Origin of the sequence: Caulobacter sp. Root1472 (assembly GCF_001426985.1) — a bacterium.
Classification (GTDB): Bacteria; Pseudomonadota; Alphaproteobacteria; order Caulobacterales; family Caulobacteraceae; genus Caulobacter; species Caulobacter rhizosphaerae.
On record NZ_LMFX01000045.1, the window covers coordinates 124,643 to 144,069 of the forward strand.

At 68.7% G+C, this 19,427-nt stretch carries 20 protein-coding genes; 12 read left to right on the top strand and 8 right to left on the bottom strand.

From position 1 onward, the window contains the following. The first annotated feature begins 137 nt into the window (after nt 1-137). Together ASD47_RS21980 and ASD47_RS21985 are read left to right on the top strand one after the other, a co-directional pair. Nucleotides 138-707, top strand: coding sequence for a GbsR/MarR family transcriptional regulator (locus ASD47_RS21980; RefSeq protein ID WP_056761354.1), 570 nt, complete (start codon nt 138-140; stop codon nt 705-707). 133 nt (nt 708-840) lie between these two features. Further along, nucleotides 841-1,767 (top strand): SRPBCC family protein, encoded by a 927-nt coding sequence (locus ASD47_RS21985; RefSeq protein WP_200945290.1) that lies wholly within the window; start codon nt 841-843, stop codon nt 1,765-1,767. Here the strand turns inward: ASD47_RS21985 and ASD47_RS21990 are convergent. Next, complete coding sequence (locus ASD47_RS21990; RefSeq protein ID WP_162251699.1) at nt 1,764-2,633, bottom strand: AraC family transcriptional regulator; 870 nt, start codon at nt 2,631-2,633, stop codon at nt 1,764-1,766. The two genes, ASD47_RS21985 and ASD47_RS21990, sit on opposite strands and share 4 nt — an antisense overlap. A 336-nt stretch (nt 2,634-2,969) precedes the next feature. Between ASD47_RS21990 and ASD47_RS21995 the strand changes: the two genes are divergently transcribed. Next, on the top strand, nt 2,970-3,788 hold the full coding sequence (locus tag ASD47_RS21995; protein ID WP_056761359.1) for a DUF2306 domain-containing protein: 819 nt from the start codon (nt 2,970-2,972) through the stop codon (nt 3,786-3,788). Between the two features lie 6 nt (nt 3,789-3,794). On the opposite strand, the gene ASD47_RS22000 is transcribed toward ASD47_RS21995, so the two are convergent. Then, on the bottom strand, nt 3,795-5,414 hold the full coding sequence (locus tag ASD47_RS22000; protein ID WP_056761361.1) for a GMC family oxidoreductase: 1,620 nt from the start codon (nt 5,412-5,414) through the stop codon (nt 3,795-3,797). Nucleotides 5,415-5,646: 232 nt separating this feature from the next. Here ASD47_RS22000 and ASD47_RS22005 point away from each other — a divergent pair, with 232 nt between their 5' ends. The 4 genes from ASD47_RS22005 (at nt 5,647) to ASD47_RS22015 (ending at nt 7,628) form a co-directional block, all read left to right on the top strand. Continuing rightward, on the top strand, nt 5,647-5,994 hold the full coding sequence (locus ASD47_RS22005; RefSeq protein WP_056761364.1) for a hypothetical protein: 348 nt from the start codon (nt 5,647-5,649) through the stop codon (nt 5,992-5,994). 2 nt (nt 5,995-5,996) lie between these two features. Beyond that, nucleotides 5,997-6,155: a hypothetical protein gene (locus ASD47_RS26830; protein ID WP_156402376.1), complete on the top strand. Its 159-nt coding sequence runs from the start codon at nt 5,997-5,999 to the stop codon at nt 6,153-6,155. A 29-nt stretch (nt 6,156-6,184) separates the two neighbouring features. Continuing rightward, a complete protein-coding gene (locus ASD47_RS26835) occupies nt 6,185-6,691 on the top strand; it encodes a hypothetical protein (RefSeq protein ID WP_156402377.1) in 507 nt (168 codons plus the stop codon). 184 nt (nt 6,692-6,875) lie between these two features. Continuing rightward, nucleotides 6,876-7,628: a class I SAM-dependent methyltransferase gene (locus ASD47_RS22015; protein ID WP_056761370.1), complete on the top strand. Its 753-nt coding sequence runs from the start codon at nt 6,876-6,878 to the stop codon at nt 7,626-7,628. A gap of 329 nt (nt 7,629-7,957) precedes the next feature. On the opposite strand, the gene ASD47_RS22020 is transcribed toward ASD47_RS22015, so the two are convergent. From ASD47_RS22020 to ASD47_RS22045, 6 genes are all read right to left on the bottom strand, one after another. Continuing rightward, complete coding sequence (locus tag ASD47_RS22020) at nt 7,958-10,276, bottom strand: CHASE2 and HATPase_c domain-containing protein (RefSeq protein WP_235526078.1); 2,319 nt, start codon at nt 10,274-10,276, stop codon at nt 7,958-7,960. A 3-nt stretch (nt 10,277-10,279) separates the two neighbouring features. Then, on the bottom strand, nt 10,280-11,647 hold the full coding sequence (locus ASD47_RS22025) for a FecR domain-containing protein (protein WP_056761373.1): 1,368 nt from the start codon (nt 11,645-11,647) through the stop codon (nt 10,280-10,282). Continuing rightward, entirely contained in the window at nt 11,644-12,375 is a 732-nt protein-coding gene (locus ASD47_RS22030) for a response regulator transcription factor (RefSeq protein WP_056761376.1), read from the bottom strand. Before ASD47_RS22030 ends, ASD47_RS22025 begins: the two co-directional genes overlap by 4 nt. A gap of 234 nt (nt 12,376-12,609) precedes the next feature. Then, entirely contained in the window at nt 12,610-13,236 is a 627-nt protein-coding gene (locus tag ASD47_RS22035) for a DUF1190 domain-containing protein (RefSeq protein WP_056761380.1), read from the bottom strand. A gap of 8 nt (nt 13,237-13,244) precedes the next feature. Beyond that, nucleotides 13,245-13,658 carry a DUF350 domain-containing protein gene (locus ASD47_RS22040; protein WP_056761383.1) on the bottom strand — a complete coding sequence of 138 codons (414 nt, stop codon included), beginning with the start codon at nt 13,656-13,658 and terminating at the stop codon, nt 13,245-13,247. 80 nt (nt 13,659-13,738) lie between these two features. Further along, nucleotides 13,739-14,392 carry a DUF2491 family protein gene (locus ASD47_RS22045; RefSeq protein WP_056761386.1) on the bottom strand — a complete coding sequence of 218 codons (654 nt, stop codon included), beginning with the start codon at nt 14,390-14,392 and terminating at the stop codon, nt 13,739-13,741. A gap of 181 nt (nt 14,393-14,573) precedes the next feature. On the opposite strand from ASD47_RS22045, the gene ASD47_RS22050 reads away from it, so the two are divergent. The 5 genes from ASD47_RS22050 to ASD47_RS22065 all read left to right on the top strand — a co-directional run bounded on the left by ASD47_RS22050 (nt 14,574) and on the right by ASD47_RS22065 (nt 19,413). After that, the gene (locus tag ASD47_RS22050; protein WP_056761389.1) at nt 14,574-15,002 is read left to right on the top strand and encodes a YjfI family protein; all 429 of its coding nucleotides are present in this window, start codon (nt 14,574-14,576) and stop codon (nt 15,000-15,002) included. Between the two features lie 23 nt (nt 15,003-15,025). After that, nucleotides 15,026-15,760, top strand: a complete 735-nt coding sequence (locus tag ASD47_RS22055; protein ID WP_056761391.1) for a PspA/IM30 family protein — start codon at nt 15,026-15,028, stop codon at nt 15,758-15,760. After that, nucleotides 15,760-16,917 carry a glutathionylspermidine synthase family protein gene (locus ASD47_RS22060; protein WP_056761394.1) on the top strand — a complete coding sequence of 386 codons (1,158 nt, stop codon included), beginning with the start codon at nt 15,760-15,762 and terminating at the stop codon, nt 16,915-16,917. The genes ASD47_RS22055 and ASD47_RS22060 overlap by 1 nt, the downstream gene beginning before the upstream one ends. Before the next feature lie 154 nt (nt 16,918-17,071). Next, the gene (locus tag ASD47_RS26330; RefSeq protein WP_082564750.1) at nt 17,072-17,743 is read left to right on the top strand and encodes a TIGR02391 family protein; all 672 of its coding nucleotides are present in this window, start codon (nt 17,072-17,074) and stop codon (nt 17,741-17,743) included. A gap of 1,148 nt (nt 17,744-18,891) precedes the next feature. Beyond that, nucleotides 18,892-19,413: a flavin reductase family protein gene (locus ASD47_RS22065; RefSeq protein ID WP_056761397.1), complete on the top strand. Its 522-nt coding sequence runs from the start codon at nt 18,892-18,894 to the stop codon at nt 19,411-19,413. Nucleotides 19,414-19,427: the final 14 nt, after the last annotated feature.

The following is a 19,427-nucleotide window of genomic DNA, read 5'->3' on the forward strand; positions in this document are numbered from 1 at the left end:
TTTAATTTGAGCCGATCGCATCGCGACGACCGACAGTCAGCGCGTTCGCCGACAGCCTTTGAGCCGCCACGACAGGTAGAAGGTCTGGACGACCAGCGCCTCTTGACTCTCGACGCCAGCTATCACTTAATTCTGTCATGACAGAAACGAATGACAGATCTCTTCCTCTTGCCGTGGAGCAGATCGTGCTCCGCTGGGGAGATCTTGGAGGGCAGTGGGGGGTGAACCGTTCGGTGGCCCAGATCCAGGCCCTGCTGTTTCTGAGCGACAAACCGCTCACGGCGGAGGATATCGCCACGACCCTCGGCCTGGCGCGCTCCAACGTCTCCAACAGCCTCAAGGAATTGCAGGCCTGGAAACTGATCCACAGGGTCCCGGTGCTGGGAGACCGACGCGACCACTATCAGGCCGAGACCGATCTCTGGCAGATGGCCACCAGGGTCGCTCAGGGCCGCAAGGCGCGTGAGATCGACCCCATGGTGGGGGCCATCAACGACGCCGTGGCGGCGGTCGACGCGCAAGGCTCCGGCGTCAGTCCGGAGGTCAGGGCGCGGCTGAAGCGCATGCATGCCTTCGTGAACACCGTCGACGGTTGGTATCAGCAGATGCTCGACGTTCCCCCCGATACCCTGATGCGACTGATCCGCATGGGGTCCAAGGTCGTCGGTCTCCTGAAGTTCGTCGGCGGCAAGGACCGCGGCGACTGATAAAAAATTTGTCGATCAATTTCTCTTCATACAGAAAGAACCGATCAAAATGAACGGGAATGCGAAGCAGCAAACACCGCAGGCCTCGGGCGCCCGGCGACGCCTGAATCGCCGCGTTCTGTCCGGGTTCGCGTTGGCGCTCGTCATCGCCCTCAGCGCCTTCCTGCTCTTGTCGGCCTCGCGCTCCGGATCGGTCTGGTTCGCCAGTCTCTGGTTCCTGGCCCTGCTGCCCGCCGTGCTCTGCGCGCTGATCTGTTACATCGGCGACCCTGATCGGACCCGCTCCTCGACCTTCTACTGGCTGGTCCCTCCTGGGCTCTGCGCCATGGTCTGCGTGGCCTCGATCTTCGTGCTGCACGAGGGCGTCATCTGCCTGGTGATGCTGTCGCCGGTCTGGCTGGCCAGCGGTTGGGCCGGGGCCTTCGCGATGCGCTCCCAGCGCGAGCGCCGAGGTCGCGCCCTCGAGTCCAGCTTTCTGATCATCCCGCTGGTGGCGGCGATGGTGGAGGCGCAGATGCCCATTCCGCACGAGACGGTCACGCTGACCCGCAGCGTCCTGGTGAAGGCGGCCCCGGAGGAGATCTGGCCCTATGCCGTCTCCAGTCGCGACATCGGCGCCGACGAGGGGCGCTGGACCATAACGCACAACATCATCGGCATGCCGCGCCCGCGAGACTCCGTGATGGCGGGAGCCGGCGTGGGTGCGGTGCGGACAGCCTACTGGGGCGACAACGTCAATTTCCAGGAACGCATCGTCGCCTGGGAGCCGGGGCGCAAGGTGGGATGGCGCTTCAGTTTCACCAACAGCACGGTCCAGGATTACACCGACAAGCACATCTCGCCGGACGGCGCGTTCCTGAAGATCGACTCCGGCGACTACGTCCTGCGCCCCGTTTCCGCCGATACGACGGAACTGACCCTGACGACCCGCTACGTCGCCAAGACCCACGTCAATCCTTACGCCAAGCTGTGGGGCGAACTCCTGATGGGCGACGTGGAGGATAACGTGCTGGCGATCATCAAGGACCGAGCGGAGCGCGCCTCCGCGGTGGCCGGCTAGTCTTGGTTCGCCGCTTGATCGCCTGGCGCGCCTAAGCTCGCCCGCGTCGCTGAGCGATAGGCCCTCGGCGTGGTTCCGACGTCATCCCGGAAGGCGCGGTTGAACGGGCCGAGGGAGGCGAAGCCGCAGGCGAAGGCGATCTCCAGGATTGAGCGTCGTTCGTCCGGATCGGCGAGCACCTGTTTGGCCCGCGCGATCCGGTGGTGGTTGATCCAGCGGTTGAAGTTCGGAAAACCGAGCGCCGTGCTGATGCACTGGGAAACCCGGTGCTCGGGCTCGCCCAGCCGCGCGGCGATGTCACCGATCTTGAGCTCGGGCCGACTGTCGATGCCCTCGTCGATCAACAGACGTCGAAGGCGTTCGGCCAGACGCGCATCGTCCTCGGTCGGCGCGCGGCGGGGCGTCGCGGCGGTCCGGGCGGCCAGCGGGTGGCCCTGTCGAAACCGCACCGCGACCAGGAGGGCCGCGAGGCCCACGACGGCGCAGGCGCTCTTGGCCAGGTCGTCGCGCAGGGCCTCGTCGGGCCCTTCGCCGACGGCCCGCAGCCCCATGACCGAGACCGCCACCAGGACGGCGTAGATCGTGACGAAGGCGAACCGGAACCCCTTTTCGGCGCCCGGCAGGTCTCGTCCATGGCGATGAAAGGGTTCGACGAAGGTCAGCAGCAGCGCGGTCGAGCCGCTGAGGGCGTAGGCGTTGTCGGCCACGCGCCCGATCAGTCCGCCCGCCGGAGCCAGGACCGACAGGGCCCCGCTCAGCGCCACGATCAGGCCGACGAGGCGAGCCCATCGGGCATCGCGCTCGGCCGGATCGAACAGGGCGCGGGTCACCAGCCAGGCCCAGCCGCAGGCTCCGACGCCGATCACGGAGAAAGCCGTCGCGGCGCGGCCTTCGAGGAGGCGCCCGAGGATGTAGCAGGCGAACGAGACTGTCGCGATGACCGCATGAACCCGCAGCCGGTCGCGCGGCCACCCCGGCCGAAGGCCTTTCCCCGCCGCCGCGATCGAACTGCCGGATGTGGTCGCCGATGGCATATGCTCCCCCTCCCGACGAAATTGCCCCTCCACACCCGACCCTGTCCACCGGCGCAGGCGTGGTCGACAAAATATCTCTAGCCGAATTCCAAATCGGCGAGACCCGCCGCCCGCGTCGCCGCCATCCCTGACATCGGCCTCAGCCTTGAGGTCGCATCAGGAGGCGCCATGTCGATCCCATTCTCGTCACCGTTCCCGGTAAGCGTCGGGGCGACCGCTCTGCGCTGGGCGGGCGTCCTCTGGTTCATCGTCGCCGCCGTCGGCCAGATCGCCTTCATCGGCTTCATCCTCGCCTTCTACGGGGTGCGCACCGCGACTGGCGACTTCGCCCGCTGGAACGACAAGCCCCTGATCGACGGCTACATAAAGGGCGACGACGCGGGCAACATCGTCTTCGCCGCCCACGTCCTGCTGGCCTCGGTCGTGACGCTCGGCGGTCTGATGCAGATGATCCCCGCTCTGCGACGCAAATGGCCCAAGCTGCATCGCTGGACCGGGCGGACCTTCCTGGTCGTCGCCATCTTCATGGCGCTTAGCGGTGTCTGGCTGGCGGTCGTCAGGGGGACTTACCTTTCGGTGATCTCGGCCGTCGCCATCCTGATCAACGGCCTTCTGATCCTGATCTTCGCTGGCCTGGCCTGGCGGCATGCGATCAAGCGCAGGTTCGAACAGCACCGGCGCTGGGCCATGCGCACCTTCATGGTGGTCAGCGGGGTCTGGTTCCTGCGGGTCGGCCTGATGGGATGGATCGTCGTCAACCGAGGACCGGTGGGCATGACGAACGACATGTCGGGGCCCGCCGACGTCGTCCTGACCTTCGGCAGCTACCTGATCCCGCTGGCCTTCCTGGAGCTGTACGGCGCGGCCGAGCGGAGCGGTGACGGCTTGCGCAAGGCGTTGACGGCGGCTCTGATCGTGGCCGCTTCGGCGTTCACGGCGACCGGCGTCTTCGGAACGATCGCCTTCATGTGGAGACCCTATGTCTAGGGATCATCACCGCCGATCCTCCAGGATCATCGCCGCGCCCTTCTCGGCGATCATCACCGTGGGGGCGTTGGTGTTGCCGGAGGTGATGGCAGGCATCACCGAGGCGTCCACCACGCGCAGGCCGTGGAGGCCGCGCACCCTCAGGCGATCGTCCACCACCGCCAGCGGGTCGTCGGCGGCGCCCATGGCCGCCGTGCCGACGGGATGGAAGATCGTCGTGGCCAGGACCTTGGCCGCCGCCAGCAGGTCTTCATCGGCCTCGATCGCCGCGCCGGGCCGGAACTCCTGCGGCGCGTAGCGGGCCAGGGCGGGCTGGCTGGCGATCCGGCGGGCCCAGCGCAATGAGGCGACGGCGACGTCGCGATCCTCCTGGGTGTCCAGATAGTTGGGATCGATCCGGGGCGGATCGGTCAGGCCAGGTCCCGACAGGCCGACGCTTCCCCGGCTGGTGGGCCGCAGGTTGCAGACGCTGGCGGTGAAGGCGCCGAACCGGTGCAGGCCCTCGCCCCAGCGGTCCAGGCTCAGCGGCTGGACGTGGAACTGCAGGTTCGGCGTGGCCCGGCTCGGGTCCGAGCGGCAGAACATTCCCAGTTGCGAGGGCGCCATCGTCAGGGGGCCGGACCGCCGCAGCGCATAGTCGACCCCCATGCCCATGCGCCGGGTCAGGTTGGCGTAGTCGGTGTTGAGAGTGCGCACGCCGGAGACCTTGTAGACCGGCCGGATCTGCAGGTGGTCCTGCAGGTTGGCGCCGATCCCGGGCAGGGCGTGCCGCACGGCGACGCCGGCGCGCCGCAGGGCCTCCGGTTCCCCGATCCCCGAGCGCTGCAGGATCAGCGGCGAGCCGATCGCGCCCGCCGCCAGGATCAGCTCGCCGCTGACCCGGGCGGTCAGGACCTGGCCGCCGCGCACGGCGCGCAGGCCCGTCACCCGTCGTCCGTCCAGTTCGATCCGCTGGACCTCGACCTTGGTCTCCAGCCGCAGGTTGCGCCGCGCCAGCACCGGCTTGAGGAAGGCCGAGGCGGTGCTCCATCGCCGGCCCGCCCGCTGGTTGACCTGGAAATAGGAGGAGCCCGAATTGTCGCCGCCGTTGAAATCCTCGACCGGCGGAATCCCCGCCTGCGCCGCGGCCTGGCGGATCGCGTCCAGGATGTCCCAGCGCACCCGGGGGTGTTCCACGCGGTATTCGCCGCCCGAGCGGTGATGGTCGCCCTTCGGGGCGATGTGGTCCTCGTGGCGCAGGAAGAACGGCAGGACGTCGGCCCATCCCCAGCCCACGAGCCCCTTCTGTCGCCAATTGTCATAGTCCTGGGCCTGGCCGCGCATGTAGATCATGGCGTTGATCGACGAGGAGCCGCCGATCACCTTGCCGCGCGGATAGGCCAGGACCCGGCCGTCTAGCCCAGGCTGGCCGACGGTCTCCAGCAGCCAGTCGGCGCGCGGATGGCCGATGGCGAACAGGTAGCCGACGGGGATGTGGAACCAGATCCAGTCGTCGCGGTCGCCGGCCTCGAGCACCAGGACCTTGATCGAAGGATCGGCCGACAGGCGGTTGGCCAGCACGCAGCCCGCCGAGCCGGCGCCCACCACCACGTAGTCGTAGGCGCCCAGATCGATCTCGTCCGCCATTCCGCCGGACCCTCCTTTCGTCGCGCCTTCGTCGGCGGTCGAGGGCCCAGGCTGAGGCAAGCGCGTCGCCTTGGGAAGCCTTGGGCTCTGGCCGTCGCTTCCGGCGATATCGTCCAGCGCCCCGCCCGGTCGCTGGTCAATGTAACGTATTGTAAAAACCGACATTCGACCTCTGGTCGATCTGAGGCGCATGGCCTTTAACTCCGTCCCGCAATAGGCGGGGATCGGAGCGATGGGCTGGTCGGAGGCGGGAAGGCGGGGGCTGGAACGGGCGGCGGGCGGGGTCGCCATCCTCAACCCGCTGGTCGGCGAGATCGCCGAGGCGCTGCTGGACCTGGGCGGGGCGGCCCATCGCGACCTCGTCGTGGCCCATATCGCCAAGCGCCGAGGGGTGTATCGGCCGTCCGAGGCGATGCGGCGCGAACTGGACGAGGCCTTCGCCGCCTATTGCCTGGACGCCAGCCACCCGCGGGCCGCCAACCTGTTGCACCGGCCCTATGGTCCGCACAGCCGGCGCTGGGCCCTGACCGACCATGCCTATGGCATGTTGCGCGGCCAGGCGACGGCCGGGACCCGTTGAAGATGGAGCCGACGCTGCGGATCATGGCCGATCGGCTCGGCCTGGACGCCGCGATCCGGCGGCCGCGTCTGCTGGTGGTCGCCGCCCTGCTGAGCCTGGCGCTGTGGAGCCTGGTCTTCTGGGGGCTGTCATGGCTGGTCGGGCAGGTGGTCCGCGGCTAGACTGAACGCCGAGGATGTCGGGGTTTTCCATGCGTATGTTGTCGACGACCCTGGTCGCGGGCCTGCTGCTGAGCGCCTGCGCCACGCCGCCCCAGGTGGCGCGCGAAGGCGACCTGGCGGTGTTGCGGGGCCAGGCCGTCGCCACCGAAGCGGGGTCGGCCGCGCCCTCCGACGCCGACCAGGCCCTGGTCCAGGCGATCCGGGCCCGGGTGGCCAGCCGGATCGGCGACGTCGGCGCGGTGGAGGGGGGCGCCCTGCCGGCCCGCTATCGGCTGCAGGTCACCGTCGGGACCTCCCCGGCCGGGGTCGGGATCTCCACCGCCGTCGGCCTGCAGGTCGGCGTCGCGCCGTGGCGCAGCGCCCCGACCCGGCTGCGCCCCTGGTCGCGGCGGGGACCGGTCCGCACGGCCGCCCTGGCGGTGCTGGACCTGTCGAGCGGCAAGGTCGTCGCCTGGGCGACGGTCCGCACCTCGGGCGACGACCCTGCCGACCTGGCCGACCGCCTGGTGGCGGCGCTGAAACCCGCGGACGCGTAGGACGGCGCCCGTCCTCGACAAGCTCAGGATGAGGACGAATCCGACGGCGGTTCAGGAGAATCCTCATCCGCCCCGTAAGCTATCCCCAGCTTCTCCCCCCGAAACGCCGCCCATCTCGAATACCGATGTTCACTGGAACGCCGGGGCGCGCTATCGAAGGGAAACACAGCTGAGGAAGCCCCCGATGTCGCGGTCCATGATTTCCGCCCTGGTCGCCGCCTGCGCGCTGGCTATGTCCGCCGCGCCCGGCGCCGCCCAGGTTCCGGCCAACTTGACGGCGGCCCTGGCCGATCCCGCCAGGCCGGCGGCCGACACCGCCCGGGACGCGGCCCGACACCCGGCCGAACTACTGGCCCTGGCCAACATCAAGCCGGGCGGCAAGGTGGCCGACTTCATCATCGGCGGCGGCTATTTCACCCGCATCCTGTCGGCGGCGGTGGGACCGATCGGAACGGTCTACGCCTACCAGCCAGCTGAGTTCATCAAGTTCCAGGCCAAGTACGGCGAGGACCTGAAGACGGTCGCGGCGGCCTACAAGAACGTCACGCCGCTGGACGGCAGCCTGATCGGCCTGGACCTGCCCGACGGCCTGGACGCGGTGATCACCGTCCAGAACTACCACGACCTGCACCTCAAGCCCTTCCCGGCCGACACGGCCGCCAAGGTCAACGCCGAGGTGTTCAAGTCGCTGAAGCCGGGCGGGGTGTTCCTGGTCGTCGACCACTACGCCGCCGACGGTTCAGGCCTGTCGGCCCCCGACACCCTGCACCGCGTTGACGTCGAGGCCGTGAAGTCCGAGGTCCAGGCCGCGGGCTTCAAGCTGGCCGCCGAGAGCCCGCTGCTGCGCAATCCCGCCGACCCGCGCACCGCCAGCGTCTTCGACCCCGCCATCCGCGGCAAGACCGACCAGTTCGTGCTCAAGTTCGTGAAGCCTTAAGGGAGGGGAGGAGGGGACACGCCCCCGCCGCCAGCCGCGCCGGACAGAGAGCGCGACGCGCGAGGGCGTGTCCCTTCAACGGTCCTCCCCCTGTGGGGGAGGCGATCGCGGAGCGATCGGTGGGGGAGTTTTAGGATCTCCGATCCGGGATCCGGCCATCGGCCGATTACTCCCCTCCGTCGCCCTTTGGGCGACACCTCCCCCACAGGGGGAGGATCTTGGAGCCGCTTATCCTTCGACAAGCTCAGGATGAGGTTTTCCACGCGCCAGGCCTGCCATGGTCCTCATCCTGAGCCTGTCGAAGGACGAGGACCACGCACGGCGTCGACCTAGGCCGGCATTTCCGGCAGCCGCAGCGTGAACGTCGCGCCGGCGCCGGGCGTGCTGAGGCAGCTGACCCCGCCGCCGTGCCGGGTGGCGGCGGCCTGGACGAAGGCCAGGCCCAGCCCCGCGCCGCCGGCGGCTTCGGCGCCCGGCCGGTCGAAGCGCTGGAAGGGACGGAAGGCCAGGGCGGCCTCCTCGACGGTCAGGCCCGGCCCCTGGTCGGTGATCGACAGGTCGACATAGGTGCGGCCGCCGTCCAGCACCGTGGCCGCGCGCACCACGATGGTCGAACCGTCGGGGCCGTACTTCACCGCGTTGCCGATCAGGTTGACCAGGGCGCGGGCCAGCACGCCGCGGTCGCCGAGCGCCATCATCGGGCCGTCGCAGCCCTCCTGGCGGATCTCGATATGGCGCTGGCGGCACTGGGGCCACAGCTCATCGATCGCCTCGACCGCCACGTCGCACAGGTCGACCGGCTCCATCGCCGTCTGGGTGACCTCGGCCCGGGCCAGTTGCACGAAGCCGTCAGCCAGGGCCAGGGTGCGGCGGGCATAGGCGGCCAGGCGCTCGGACGTCTCGGACGGCAGGCCGGGCGTCGTCGCCAGCAGGGCCAGGATCGAGGTCTGCGGCGAGCGCATGTCGTGGGTCAGCAGCTGCAGCGCCTGCTCGCGCTGGCGCATGGCGGCGGTCAGGGGCGTGATGTCGGCCAGGCGCACGATCCACCCCGCCCCATCCCCCGCCTCGTCGCGCCGGAACACGGTCTGGATCTGGAAGGCGCGGCCGTCGGCCAGGTGCAGGTCGATCGGATGACCGCTGTCGCCCTCGGCCGGCCAGCTGGCCGGAAAGGTGCGGCCCAGGGGCTCCAGGGCGTTGAGGACATCGGCCAGGCCGCCGCCCTCCAGCACCTGGGCGCGGTCGGCCAGCAGCGCCCGGGCGGCGGCGTTGGCGGCGATCACCCGGCGCGCGGCGTCGGCCACCAGGGTGGCGTCGGGCAGGCTGAACAGGGCGTCGGCCGAGAACCGCCGCAGGTCGTCGATCCGCGTGATGGCCGCCCCGAGGCTGAGGGCCTGGCGGGCGACGAGGTCGCTTTCGAACTCGGCCTCGGCGTGAACGGCGTCGGCGGGCGTCACGGCGCGCAGGCGGTCCAGCTGATGGCCCAGCACATCATTGACCCGTCCCAGCCGGCCCCAGCCCCAGACCAGCGAGACCAGGCCCATACCGAGGATCGGGGCCGCCGGCGACAGCCACAGGTGGGCGCTTGAGAACAGGGCGGCGCTGGTTGCGACCGCGACGGCCAGCAGCACGACCAGCAGCAGCAGGCTGGTCCGGGGCGGCAGCACCAGCAGCCCGGCCAGCAGCAACCACAGCAGGCTGAGGGCGAAGACCAGGCGTACGCCCAGGCCGGCCGGCTTGATCATCATCCCGCTGCGCAGCCCGTCCAGCACGCTGGCCTGCAACTGCACGCCGGTCATGCTGGCGGCGTCGGGCGTGACCGGCGTCGGGAAGGCCGGCCCCAGGCCCGGCGCGGTCAGGCCGACGAACACCGTCCGGCCCGCGATCATCTCGCGCGGCGCCTCGCCGGCCAGCACGCTGGAGAAGGCAATCTGGCGATAGCGGTCCGGCGGCCCCGCGAACGGGATCAGCAGGGTCGGGGCGTCGCCGCGCGTGGCGTCGGGCGCGTCGAACGGCTTGGTGGCGCGGTGGACCACGGTCATCAGGTCAGGCGCGAGGTCGGGTCCGTTGGCCTCGAACGGGGCCATGCGGCGCACCAGGCCGTCGCGGTCGAACCGCACGTGGACCAGGCCGACCGCCGCCGCGCCGCCGGCGATGGCCGGCATGGGCGCGACAAGGGTCGGCGGCGCGCCGTCCTGCGCCGGCGGTTCCAGGAACTGCGGCAGGTAGACCTTGCCCGAACGGGCGACCGCGGCGGCCAGGGCGTCGTCGGCGGCGGGGTCCTGGGACGGTTGGCTGAACAGCACGTCATAGACGATCGCCTTGGCCCCGGCCTGGGTGAGCCGGTCGATCATCTGGGCGTGGCGCGCGCGGTTCCACGGCCAGGCGCCCAGCTCGCGCAGGCTGCGTTCGTCGACACCGACGATCAGGATCGACGGATCGACGGGACGCTCGGAGGCGCGCACCAGCCGGTCGTAGAGGATGTTGTCCAGCCGCGTGGTCAGCGAACTGACGGTCAGGCCGGTCAGGGCCAAGCCGGTCAGGGCGGCGACCACCAGCCAGCGCAGCAGGCGCCGTCGCGGCGATCGCGGCGGCCGGGGCCTCAGCCGCCGAAAGGGCGCCAGGCGCGACAGGCTGGGAAAGGCGGTCAAGGCCTAGCGTCCGATCGTCAGCGATTGCAGCGGCGCGACCTTCTCGGTGACCACGCCGTTCTTCACTCGCGTGGCGCTGACCCGCCAACTGTAGAGCCCCGGCGGCAGGTCGGTCAGGGTCAGTTGCGGTTCGACCAGGCCCGGCTGGTCGACGATCGGCGCGGTCGGCTGCGTCCCGGCGAACAGCTGGAAGCGGAAGCTGCGCACGCCGCCGCCCGCCGCGCTCCAGCGGAACAGGAAGTTGCGATGCTTGCCGCTGGCCTCGGCGACGGGCGGAGCGCCCGCCTCCAGCACGTCCAGGTCGCGGTCGAAGCTGTAGTCGGCGGGCGCGCCCTCCAGGCCGGCCGGATCCAGAGCGGTGACGCGGACGAAATAGACGCCGTCCTCCAGCGGTCCGAAGTCGGCGGCGGCTTCAGCCTGGGTCGCCTCGGCGAACAGGTCGACGAAGCCCGCGTCGCGCGACAGCAGCAGCCGGTAGCCCGCGGCGCCGGCCTGGGGATGCACGGCGAAGTGCACGGTGCGGTCGGTCTGGTTCTGGTCGGCCGCGTTCAGCGTCGGGGCGGGCAGCAGGGCGACCGGCGCGCCGACCCCGGCCCCGCCGGGCGTTACCGTGACGCCGAAGCCGGCCGGAACGGGCGGGCCCAGCGGCGGCGCCTCGCCAGGACCCACGCCGACCGCGCCCTTCAGGACCTCGGTCTGGGCCCGCCCCTCCGTCGCCGCCACCCGGAACTCTGTGCCGCGCACCGCCGAGATCGACACCGGGGTGCGCACCTCGAAGCGGGCGTTGGGATTGGGGTCGGGCGTGGCCTGGATCGCGCTGCGGCCCTCGTCCAGCCTGAACACCCGCTGCGGGGCGTTGGTCAGCACCACGTTGCGCAGCCGCACCACGCGCATGGCGGTGTTGGAGGGCAGGGTGACGCGGGAGGCGTCCTCCATCTCGAACGTGGCGAAGGCGCCCGGACCGGTGATCACCCGCTGGCCTTCCCGGAGCGTCATGCCCTTCTCGGCGGGAACGCGCCGGCCGTCGGTCTCGATCTCGACCTTGCCGCTGAAGGCGCTGAGCCGGGCGTCTATCGGCTGGGTCTTGAGCAGGTCGGCCTGGATGGTCAGGGTCTTGCCCACCGGCATGGCGCGCGGCCGGCTGATCTGGTTGGCGCGCTGCACATGGCGGTAGTCGTTGGCCTTGCGCAGATAGGCGCGGCCCAGGTCGAACAGGGTGTCGCCGCGCCGGACGACGTAGCGGACCGGCGGGTCGGCCGGAGCGGCGGCGGGCTTGGCCGGCCTTGCGGCGGCCCGCGGCGCGCACAGGGCGGGGCCGGACGCCAGGGCCAGGACGGCGGCCAGGGCGTACAGCGACGGTCGAAGGATCATTCAGCGGCTCCGGACGCGGCCCCAAGGTCTGTGGCGGCCTCGGGCTCGCAGACTTCCAGCCGGTAGCCGAACCCATAGACCGTCGTCAGTCTAAAGCCGTTCGCCGGGCGCAGGTGAAGCTTCGATCTTAGACGCGAGACGTGGGCGTCCAGGGTGCGGGTCTCCAGGTCGGGCCGCTGGCCCCAGACCCGGCGCAGCAGGTACTCGCGCGACAGCGGCCGGGCCAGGTTGTTGAACAGCAGGGCGGCCAACTGGAATTCCTTGGGCGTCAGGGTCTCGACGGTGTCGCCCCAGCTGACGGTCTGGGCGCCGGGATCCAGGCGGTAGGGGCCGTGCTGCTCGACCTGGGGGATGGCGGCCGGGCGATAGGCCCGCCGGGCCAGGGCGTTGACCCGGGCCAGCAGCACCTGCGGCTGCAGCGGCTTGACGATGTAGTCGTCGGCCCCGGCGTTCAGCCCCTCGACTAGGTCGGCCTCGACCGAGCGGCTGGTCAGCAGCAGCACCGGCGGCGACGGGCTCAGCAGCTCGCCGACCCGGCGCAGGGTCTCGATGCCGCTGAGTTCGGGCATGTTCCAGTCGAGGATCAGCAGGTCGAAGGTCTGGCGGCGCAGTTCGGCCAGCAGGCGCTCGGGGCGGGTGAAGCTGGTGCAGTCATAGCCCGCCGGCCCCAGAAGGGCGGCGACCAGCGCATTGTGGCTGTCGTCGTCGTCGAGCAGGGCGACTTTCATAGGCTCACTTACAACCAAGGTAACTCGCGCGCCCCGCGGGGGTGGGCGCGGGGCGCGCGGCGGCGGGGCGCTGTCCGGGGGGAAGGATCAAGGCGACCATCCGCATTGGCAAGCGTACCGTGCAGACGCCCCCTCGGCTCCCGGCTGTATGGCCAAATTTACAATGGTTTACAGTCTGTTTCCCTTTCGGTTCCGCGGGTCCTGGGCCTTGGCGGGACCCGCGGAATCCGGAGGCTACCCGCCAAACGAACGGCCGCCGCCGCCGAAGCCGCCGCGCGAGATCACCGCGCTGCGGCTCTGGACCCGGGTCGGGGCGCGCATCTCCGGGGCGTTGAAGCTGTCGGTGCGCACACGGGTGCGGCCGGTGACATAGTCGCGCGACAGCGGATAGCCCGAGCCGCCGTAATAGGTCCCCTCGCGGTCGCGGTACATCGGCGCGCCGTAGTAGCGGCCGCCCATGTTGTTCAGCGCCTGGCCGACGATGAAGCCGGTCAGCAGGGGGGTGAAGAAGCTGCCGCCGTTGCTGTCGCTGCGCGGCACGCACTGGGAGACGCCGTAGCGCTCCTCGCAGGTCTGCTGGTCGCTGAACTTGGGGGCGTTGGCGGCGCTGTCCTTCTGGGCCTGGGCGTAGGCCGTGTCGCACTGCTCGGCGGTCATGTCGCCGGACTTCTTGCAGTCGTCGAGCGAGGCGTAGGTCTTGGCGTCGACCTCGCTGGAGGCGGCCGGCGGGTCGTCCCACTGGGTGGCCGTGCCGGGATCGTCGCAGGCGCTGACCGAGATCGCCGTGCCGGCCATCAGGCCGGTCAGGACCAGGCCGCTGGAGCGCAGGCGGCGGCGGGGCGAGGGAGCTTGAACGGTCATGGCGCGCCTCAGGCCGTCATGCAGGCGGCGTTCAGCACGCCGACCGCCAGGGAGATGCTCAGCAGATAGACGCCAGCGGCGATCTCGCCCTTCTCGATCCGGGCGGCGACGTCCTTCATGGCCACGGTGCGCACCAGGGTGAAGGCGGCGATCTGGATCACGCCGGCCAGGGCGGCCCAAGCGCAGAACTCGACCAGCGACACGGTGTTGCTGAGCGCCGAGGCCAGGGGCAGCACGTAACCGACCAGCGCTCCGCCCAGGGCCAGGGCCGCGGCGACGTTGCCCTCGCGGATCAGCTTGGCCTCGTTATAGGGCGTCACCCACTGGTAGATCAGCTTGAAGACGACGGTGAACAGGCCGGCGACCACGAAGGCCACCAGGAACGCCAGGGCGTTGCCGCCAAATCCATGCAGATCACTCATGTCTTTCCCCCAAAAAGCATTTTCGAGCGAAGTGGTTTCCGGTTCGCGTGAAGAAAATGCGTTAAAATGAAACTTGCCCCTTAGGCCCGGAATTCGCCGACGCTCAAGGCCACGCCGACCATGATTTCGAACGACATCTCGCGCTGGCGCGTGTCCTCGTTCTCGTTTTCCTGCTGGATGGCCAGCAGCAGCTCGCGGCCATCGCCCGGCAGATCGCGGGAGAACAGCATGCAGGTCTGGAAGATCCGCCGATCCGGGATCCCGTCGCGGTCGTCGTGGACATCTTCCCAGAAGCTGACCGGCTCCTGGCTTTCAGCCTCGTCGCCGAACCAGTCGCGCCGGTATTCCGGCAGGCCCGGACCGGTGAAGGTGCGCGCTCGCAGCCGCTTGGCCCAGGCCTCCTCGTCGGCCCGGCCGCCCGGATAGGCGCTGTCCCACGGAATGAAGAGCGTGACGTCGGTGACGCGCTGGCCGTCGCGGTCTTCGGACACGGCCTGAAACATGATGTTGTCGTCGGTATAGAACCTGTGGACGAAGCCGCCCTCGCGCAGCTCGACCAGGCCCTGGGCGGTGATTTCCAGCGTGTCGGTGTCGAGCGCGAACTTCAGGTCGTCGCCCAGCCTTCGCCAGGCCAGGGTGTCCAACCAGACCGTGCGGCCCAGGGTGACGTTGCGAATCGCCGGCAGGGCCGAGGCGGGCGCGGCGTCCTTGCGGCCGAAGAGCTTGCTGAACATGAACGACCCGCTGCGAAACTCGCGTCACATGTACGACGTCATTCCCGCTCACAAAAGGGGGAAGGGGATTACCAACTTGTCATGGGCGCACGTAAGGTTGCGCTCTCGACGACTGGCGTTCGTTCGCCCATCTAGTATGAAACAGCCTCGATAGAGGCTTGGCCGAAGGAGACACCGCTCGATGACGACCCCCGCCTGGACTGTTCGCTCGCTGAAGACGGCGCTTTCCGACGGCTTCAGCGACGCCATGACGGCCCGCGTGGTCGAGGGCGCCGACCCGATCCTGCTGGTGACCATGCACGATCACGGCGACCTGGAGATCTTCGTCAGCGTCAGCGACCAGCAGATCGCCGCCTCGGTGCTGCTGTGGCCGGTCGACGAGCAGAAGGACCGTCACGCCTTCAACGAGTTCCTGCTCAAGGCGCAGAAGCTGGTGCCGCTGTCGAACTTCGGCATCAGCGCGGTCAACGGCCGCGACTATTACGAGCTGTTCGGCGAGCTGTCGCCCAGCTCGTCGCTGGACGACATCCTGGTCGAGCTGCGGGTCCTGGCGGAGAACGCCATTGAGGCCGCGTCCGACCTGCGCTCGTCCTTCACCCCCGCCGCCTAAAGCCCGCGACTCGGAGACCCCACATGTCCATCTGGAACAAGCTGTTCACCCTGGGTCGCGCCGGCGCGCACGAGGCCACCGCGGCCGTCGTCGACGCCAACGCCCTGCGCATCCTCGACCAGGAGATCCGCGACGCCGACACCGCCCAGGGCAAGGCCCGCGACGACATGGCCACGCTCGTCGCCCGCCGCCGTATCCTGGAGAAGGAAGTCGCCGGCTTCCGCGATCAGGTCACCAAGTACGAGGCCTCGGCCCGCGCCGCCGTCCAGAAGGGCGACATGGACCTGGCCCGCCAGGTGGCCCAGCGCATCGCCGACCTCGAGCAGGACATCGCGCTGAAGGAGCCGCAGATCGGCGACATGCGCACGGCCGAGGACCAACTGCACACCGCCATCACCGCCACCGACCGCCGCATCGAGACCCTGCGTCGCGAGGTCGAGGTCGTGAAGGTCAACGAAAGCGTCCAGAAGGCCCAGGCCGCCGTCTCGGCGCGCGGGGCCGGCGCGGGCGCCTCGCTCGGCTCGGCCGCCGACAGCCTGGCCCGCATCAAGGAACGCCAGATGATCCGCGGCGAGCGGATCAAGGCGGCCGGCGAGCTGGAAGACCGCCGCACCGGCGCCGATCTCGACGAAAAGCTGCGCCTGGCCGGCATCCTGCCCGGCCAGTCCAGCGCCGATGACATCCTGGCCCGCCTGGCGCCCGCCCAGCCCACGCTGCAGATCGAGCAGAAGCCCGGCGACGGCGGCAAGACCGAGTAGTGCGCCGCCTGAAGCTGACGCCGCGTCCCGACTGGCAGGCCAAGGCCGAGGCGGTCGGGTTCGTCTATCACCACACCGAAGGCCAGGCCTATTGGGACGAGTCCACGGCCTACGCCTTCACCCTCGGCCAGGTGGAGCAGGACCTGGAGCCGGCCGCGGCCGAGCTCCACGACCTGTGCCTGGACCTGGTCGACGAGGTCGCCGGCAGCCAGGAACTGATGGAGCGGCTGGCGATCCCGCCCGAGCACCGCGACTTCGTGGCCGCCTCCTGGCGCGCCAAGTCGCCGTCGCTCTATGGCCGCTTCGACTTCGGCTATGACGGCAAGGCCAAGCCCAAGCTCTACGAATACAACGCCGACACCCCGACCAGCGTGTTCGAGGCGGCCACCTTCCAGTGGCTGTGGCTGGAGGAGCTGATCGCCAACGGAACCTTCCCCGCCGGCGCCGATCAGTTCAACAGCCTGTTCGAAGCCCTGCGCGACCGGTTCAAGGTCCTGTTCCCGACCGGCGGCTTCGTCCACTTCGCCAGCGACGAGGACGCGGTCGAGGACCGCCAGACCGTGCGCTTCCTCGAGGACCTGGCCCTGCAGGCCGGCGTCGAGCCCAAGTTCGTGGCCATGGACAACATCGGCCTGAACGCGGAGGGCCAGTTCGTCGACCTGGAGGGCTTCGTCCTGCAGGCGGCGTTCAAGCTCTATCCGTGGGAGTTCATGCTGCGCGAGCCCTACGCCGCCCACCTGAACACGGCCCAGGTGCGCTGGATCGAGCCGCCGTGGAAGGCGATCCTGTCCAACAAGGGCGTCCTGCCGCTGCTGTGGGAACGCCATCGCGGCCACCCCAACCTGCTGGAGGCCTATTTCGAGGGCGATCCGGCGGCCAGCGCGCTGGGCGGGCGCTTCGTGCGCAAGCCGCTGTTCTCGCGCGAAGGGGCCAATGTCGAGGTGGTCGGGGGTGACGAGCCTGTCCTCGACCAGGGCTATGGCGCGGAAGGCGCGATCGTCCAGGCCTACCACCCGCCGCCGGACTTCGACGGCAAGCGGCCGGTGGTCGGCGCGTGGATGGTCGGCAACGAACCGGCCGGCATCGGCGTCCGCGAGGACGACAGCGTCGTCACCAAGAACCTGGCCCGGTTCGTGCCGCACGTGATCGAGGGGTAATATATTTGCCGCACACCAGGTACATGGAGATTAGATTTGGCTCGGAGCTCGATAACTCCTTCACCGAGAGTAGCCAATTTATCATCTGCTCAGATGAAAGATGCTATCTTAAAAATAGATCGCAGAATTGCGGACCTAGATTTATTTAATCCCGATGCGATTTCAGATCCCATCGATCAGCGCCCTAGAGAATAAATTAGACGCGGCTCTCGTAGCAATTTTTGGAAACGATACCGTTGAATATAACCGGTATAAAGGGGTTTTAAATAATATTGATACCGCTTCTGTAAGCTATACGCGAGAAACGCCTATAAGTGAAGTTCGCGAGGGTTTGAGGCGGGGTGCGGCGGCTGCCAGAAAAAATCTGGCTGCTATACGAGCGGGCTTCATCGAGGACCTGGAAGATTCTGGACAAAGCGATGCTGGAAAGGCGCTTCGAGCCTACGACGGATTGGAAATCCACGCCTCCATTCAAAGAGCTGCCGGACAATTATATCGCGATGGTCACTATGCCAACGCTGTAGAAGCTTCGGTGAAGGCTCTCAATATGTTGGTTCGTCTTCACAGCGGCGTGGAAGACAAGGACGGATCTGCACTTATGGAGTTCGTTTTTAGTCCCAAAAATCCCGTTTTGAAATTCAACCCCTTGCTGGATCAATCGGATTCAGATGAACAAAGAGGGTTTATGATGTTGTTCTCTGGTGCCGTCGCCGGTCTAAGAAACCCTCGTGCACATCGATTTGTGCAAGATGATCCCGAGCGAGCGTTGGAATTTATCGCCTTTGTTAGCTTGCTGGCTAAGCTAGCCGACAAATCTGCTTCGTAGTTATTCAGCCGCCCCGGATGGGGTCGCGCCTTAAAGCCTTGGTGGATCGGAGCTCTGGCGTCTGGCCGTGTCAAGGACGACGCGGAGCGTCGCCGCGACGCGGCCGCCAGAGGCGGTCCTTGACACGGCCAGACGCCAGAGCAGGCTCGCCATCAAGGTTTCAAGGCGCGGCCTCGCCGCTGGCGGATGACGTCAGGAGAGCTGCCGGACGGCGCCCCTTCTTGAACCCTCTCCCGGAGGGGAGAGGGAGGGACCCGCGCGAAGCGTGGGAGGGAGAGGGGTGACGCCCTGACCGGTTTCACCCTGAACGCCCTGCCGGCGCGCCGTCGACCTCGGTAGCCCCTCACCCTCCCGCCGCTGCGCGGCGGGCCCCGCCCTCTCTCTCTGGGAGAGGGTTTTGAAGGTCCATGCTCGGCGGATAGCGAACAAAGCCCGGTGATTTCAACACCTTGAACTTTTTCGACCCGATTTGATCCTCACCCTCCCAAACCACCCGTATCCTGATCTCACCTCGTTGCATGGAAAGAGCGCATGGCCAGCGACCGATGCGGCGGCGGGGGGCGATCGAGCGGGAAGCTTTGTCGGCGGTCCTTCTGGACCAAACCTCGCGTCTCTGGAGCCGGTCGGGCCTGGAACACAAAAACGACGTGGCGCGAGGGCTGATTGAGCAACAGGCGGGCGGTGACGCGCTCGCGGTCCGGGACCGGGGTTCGTTGACCTGGCCCGCCCGTCGGAGGCTTCAAGGCGGCGAGGCTCCAACAGGGCTCAGCGCCGCTGCGCTTCCGGATAACGACCGCGCGGAGCGATCGGGCTTCGTCGAAACGGTACACAAACTCAAACACTCCGGACGATGTCCGGCGCTCCGCGTCCCTTTCCATCAGCTCGGCGAGAGATCGCGTGAGGACGAGACCGTGCCCATCAGATCCTCCCCCTGTGGGGGAGGTGTCGGCGAAGCCGACGGAGGGGGGAGTGATCGGCCGATGGCTGCAACCCGGATCGCCGACCCCAAAACGCCCCCCACCGATCGCTGCGCGATCGCCTCCCCCACGGGGGAGGATCATCGACAAGCGGTCCGTAGGGGGCAAGTGGGCCGTGCCCCATGGCCCAAACCCTTGCCCGTCACGCCGGTTTGCATCACTGGTGATCCAATGAGTCAGCCGGTCACGATCGAACTGGGCGAGGGCGGCGCGCATGACGCCCGGGCGCTGCGCCACGCCTTCGGATGCTTCACCACCGGGGTGACGGTGATCACCACGGTGTGCGAGGACGGTCGCCGCGTGGGGCTGACGGCCAATTCGTTCACCTCGGTGTCGCTGGATCCGCCCCTGGCCCTGGTCTGCGTCGATCTCAATTCGCGCAGCCTGCCGATCCTGGACGCGGCCGGGCGGTTCACGGTCAATGTGCTGCACGCCGACCAGCAGCTGATGGCCCGCCAGTTCGTGCAGAAGGACGGCGACCGGTTCGCCGGCATCGACACCGAGACCTGGGACACCGGCGCGCCGATCCTCCCCGACTGCATGGCCAATTTCGAATGCGTGACCCACCAGGTCTTCGACGCCGGCGACCACCGGGTCTATGTCGGGCGGGTGGTCAAGCTGCGCTACGATCCGGACCACGAGCCGCTGGTCTATCTGCAGGGCCGCTTCCGCCGCGTGCACGTGGAGGCATAGCCGGCATGGCGGCC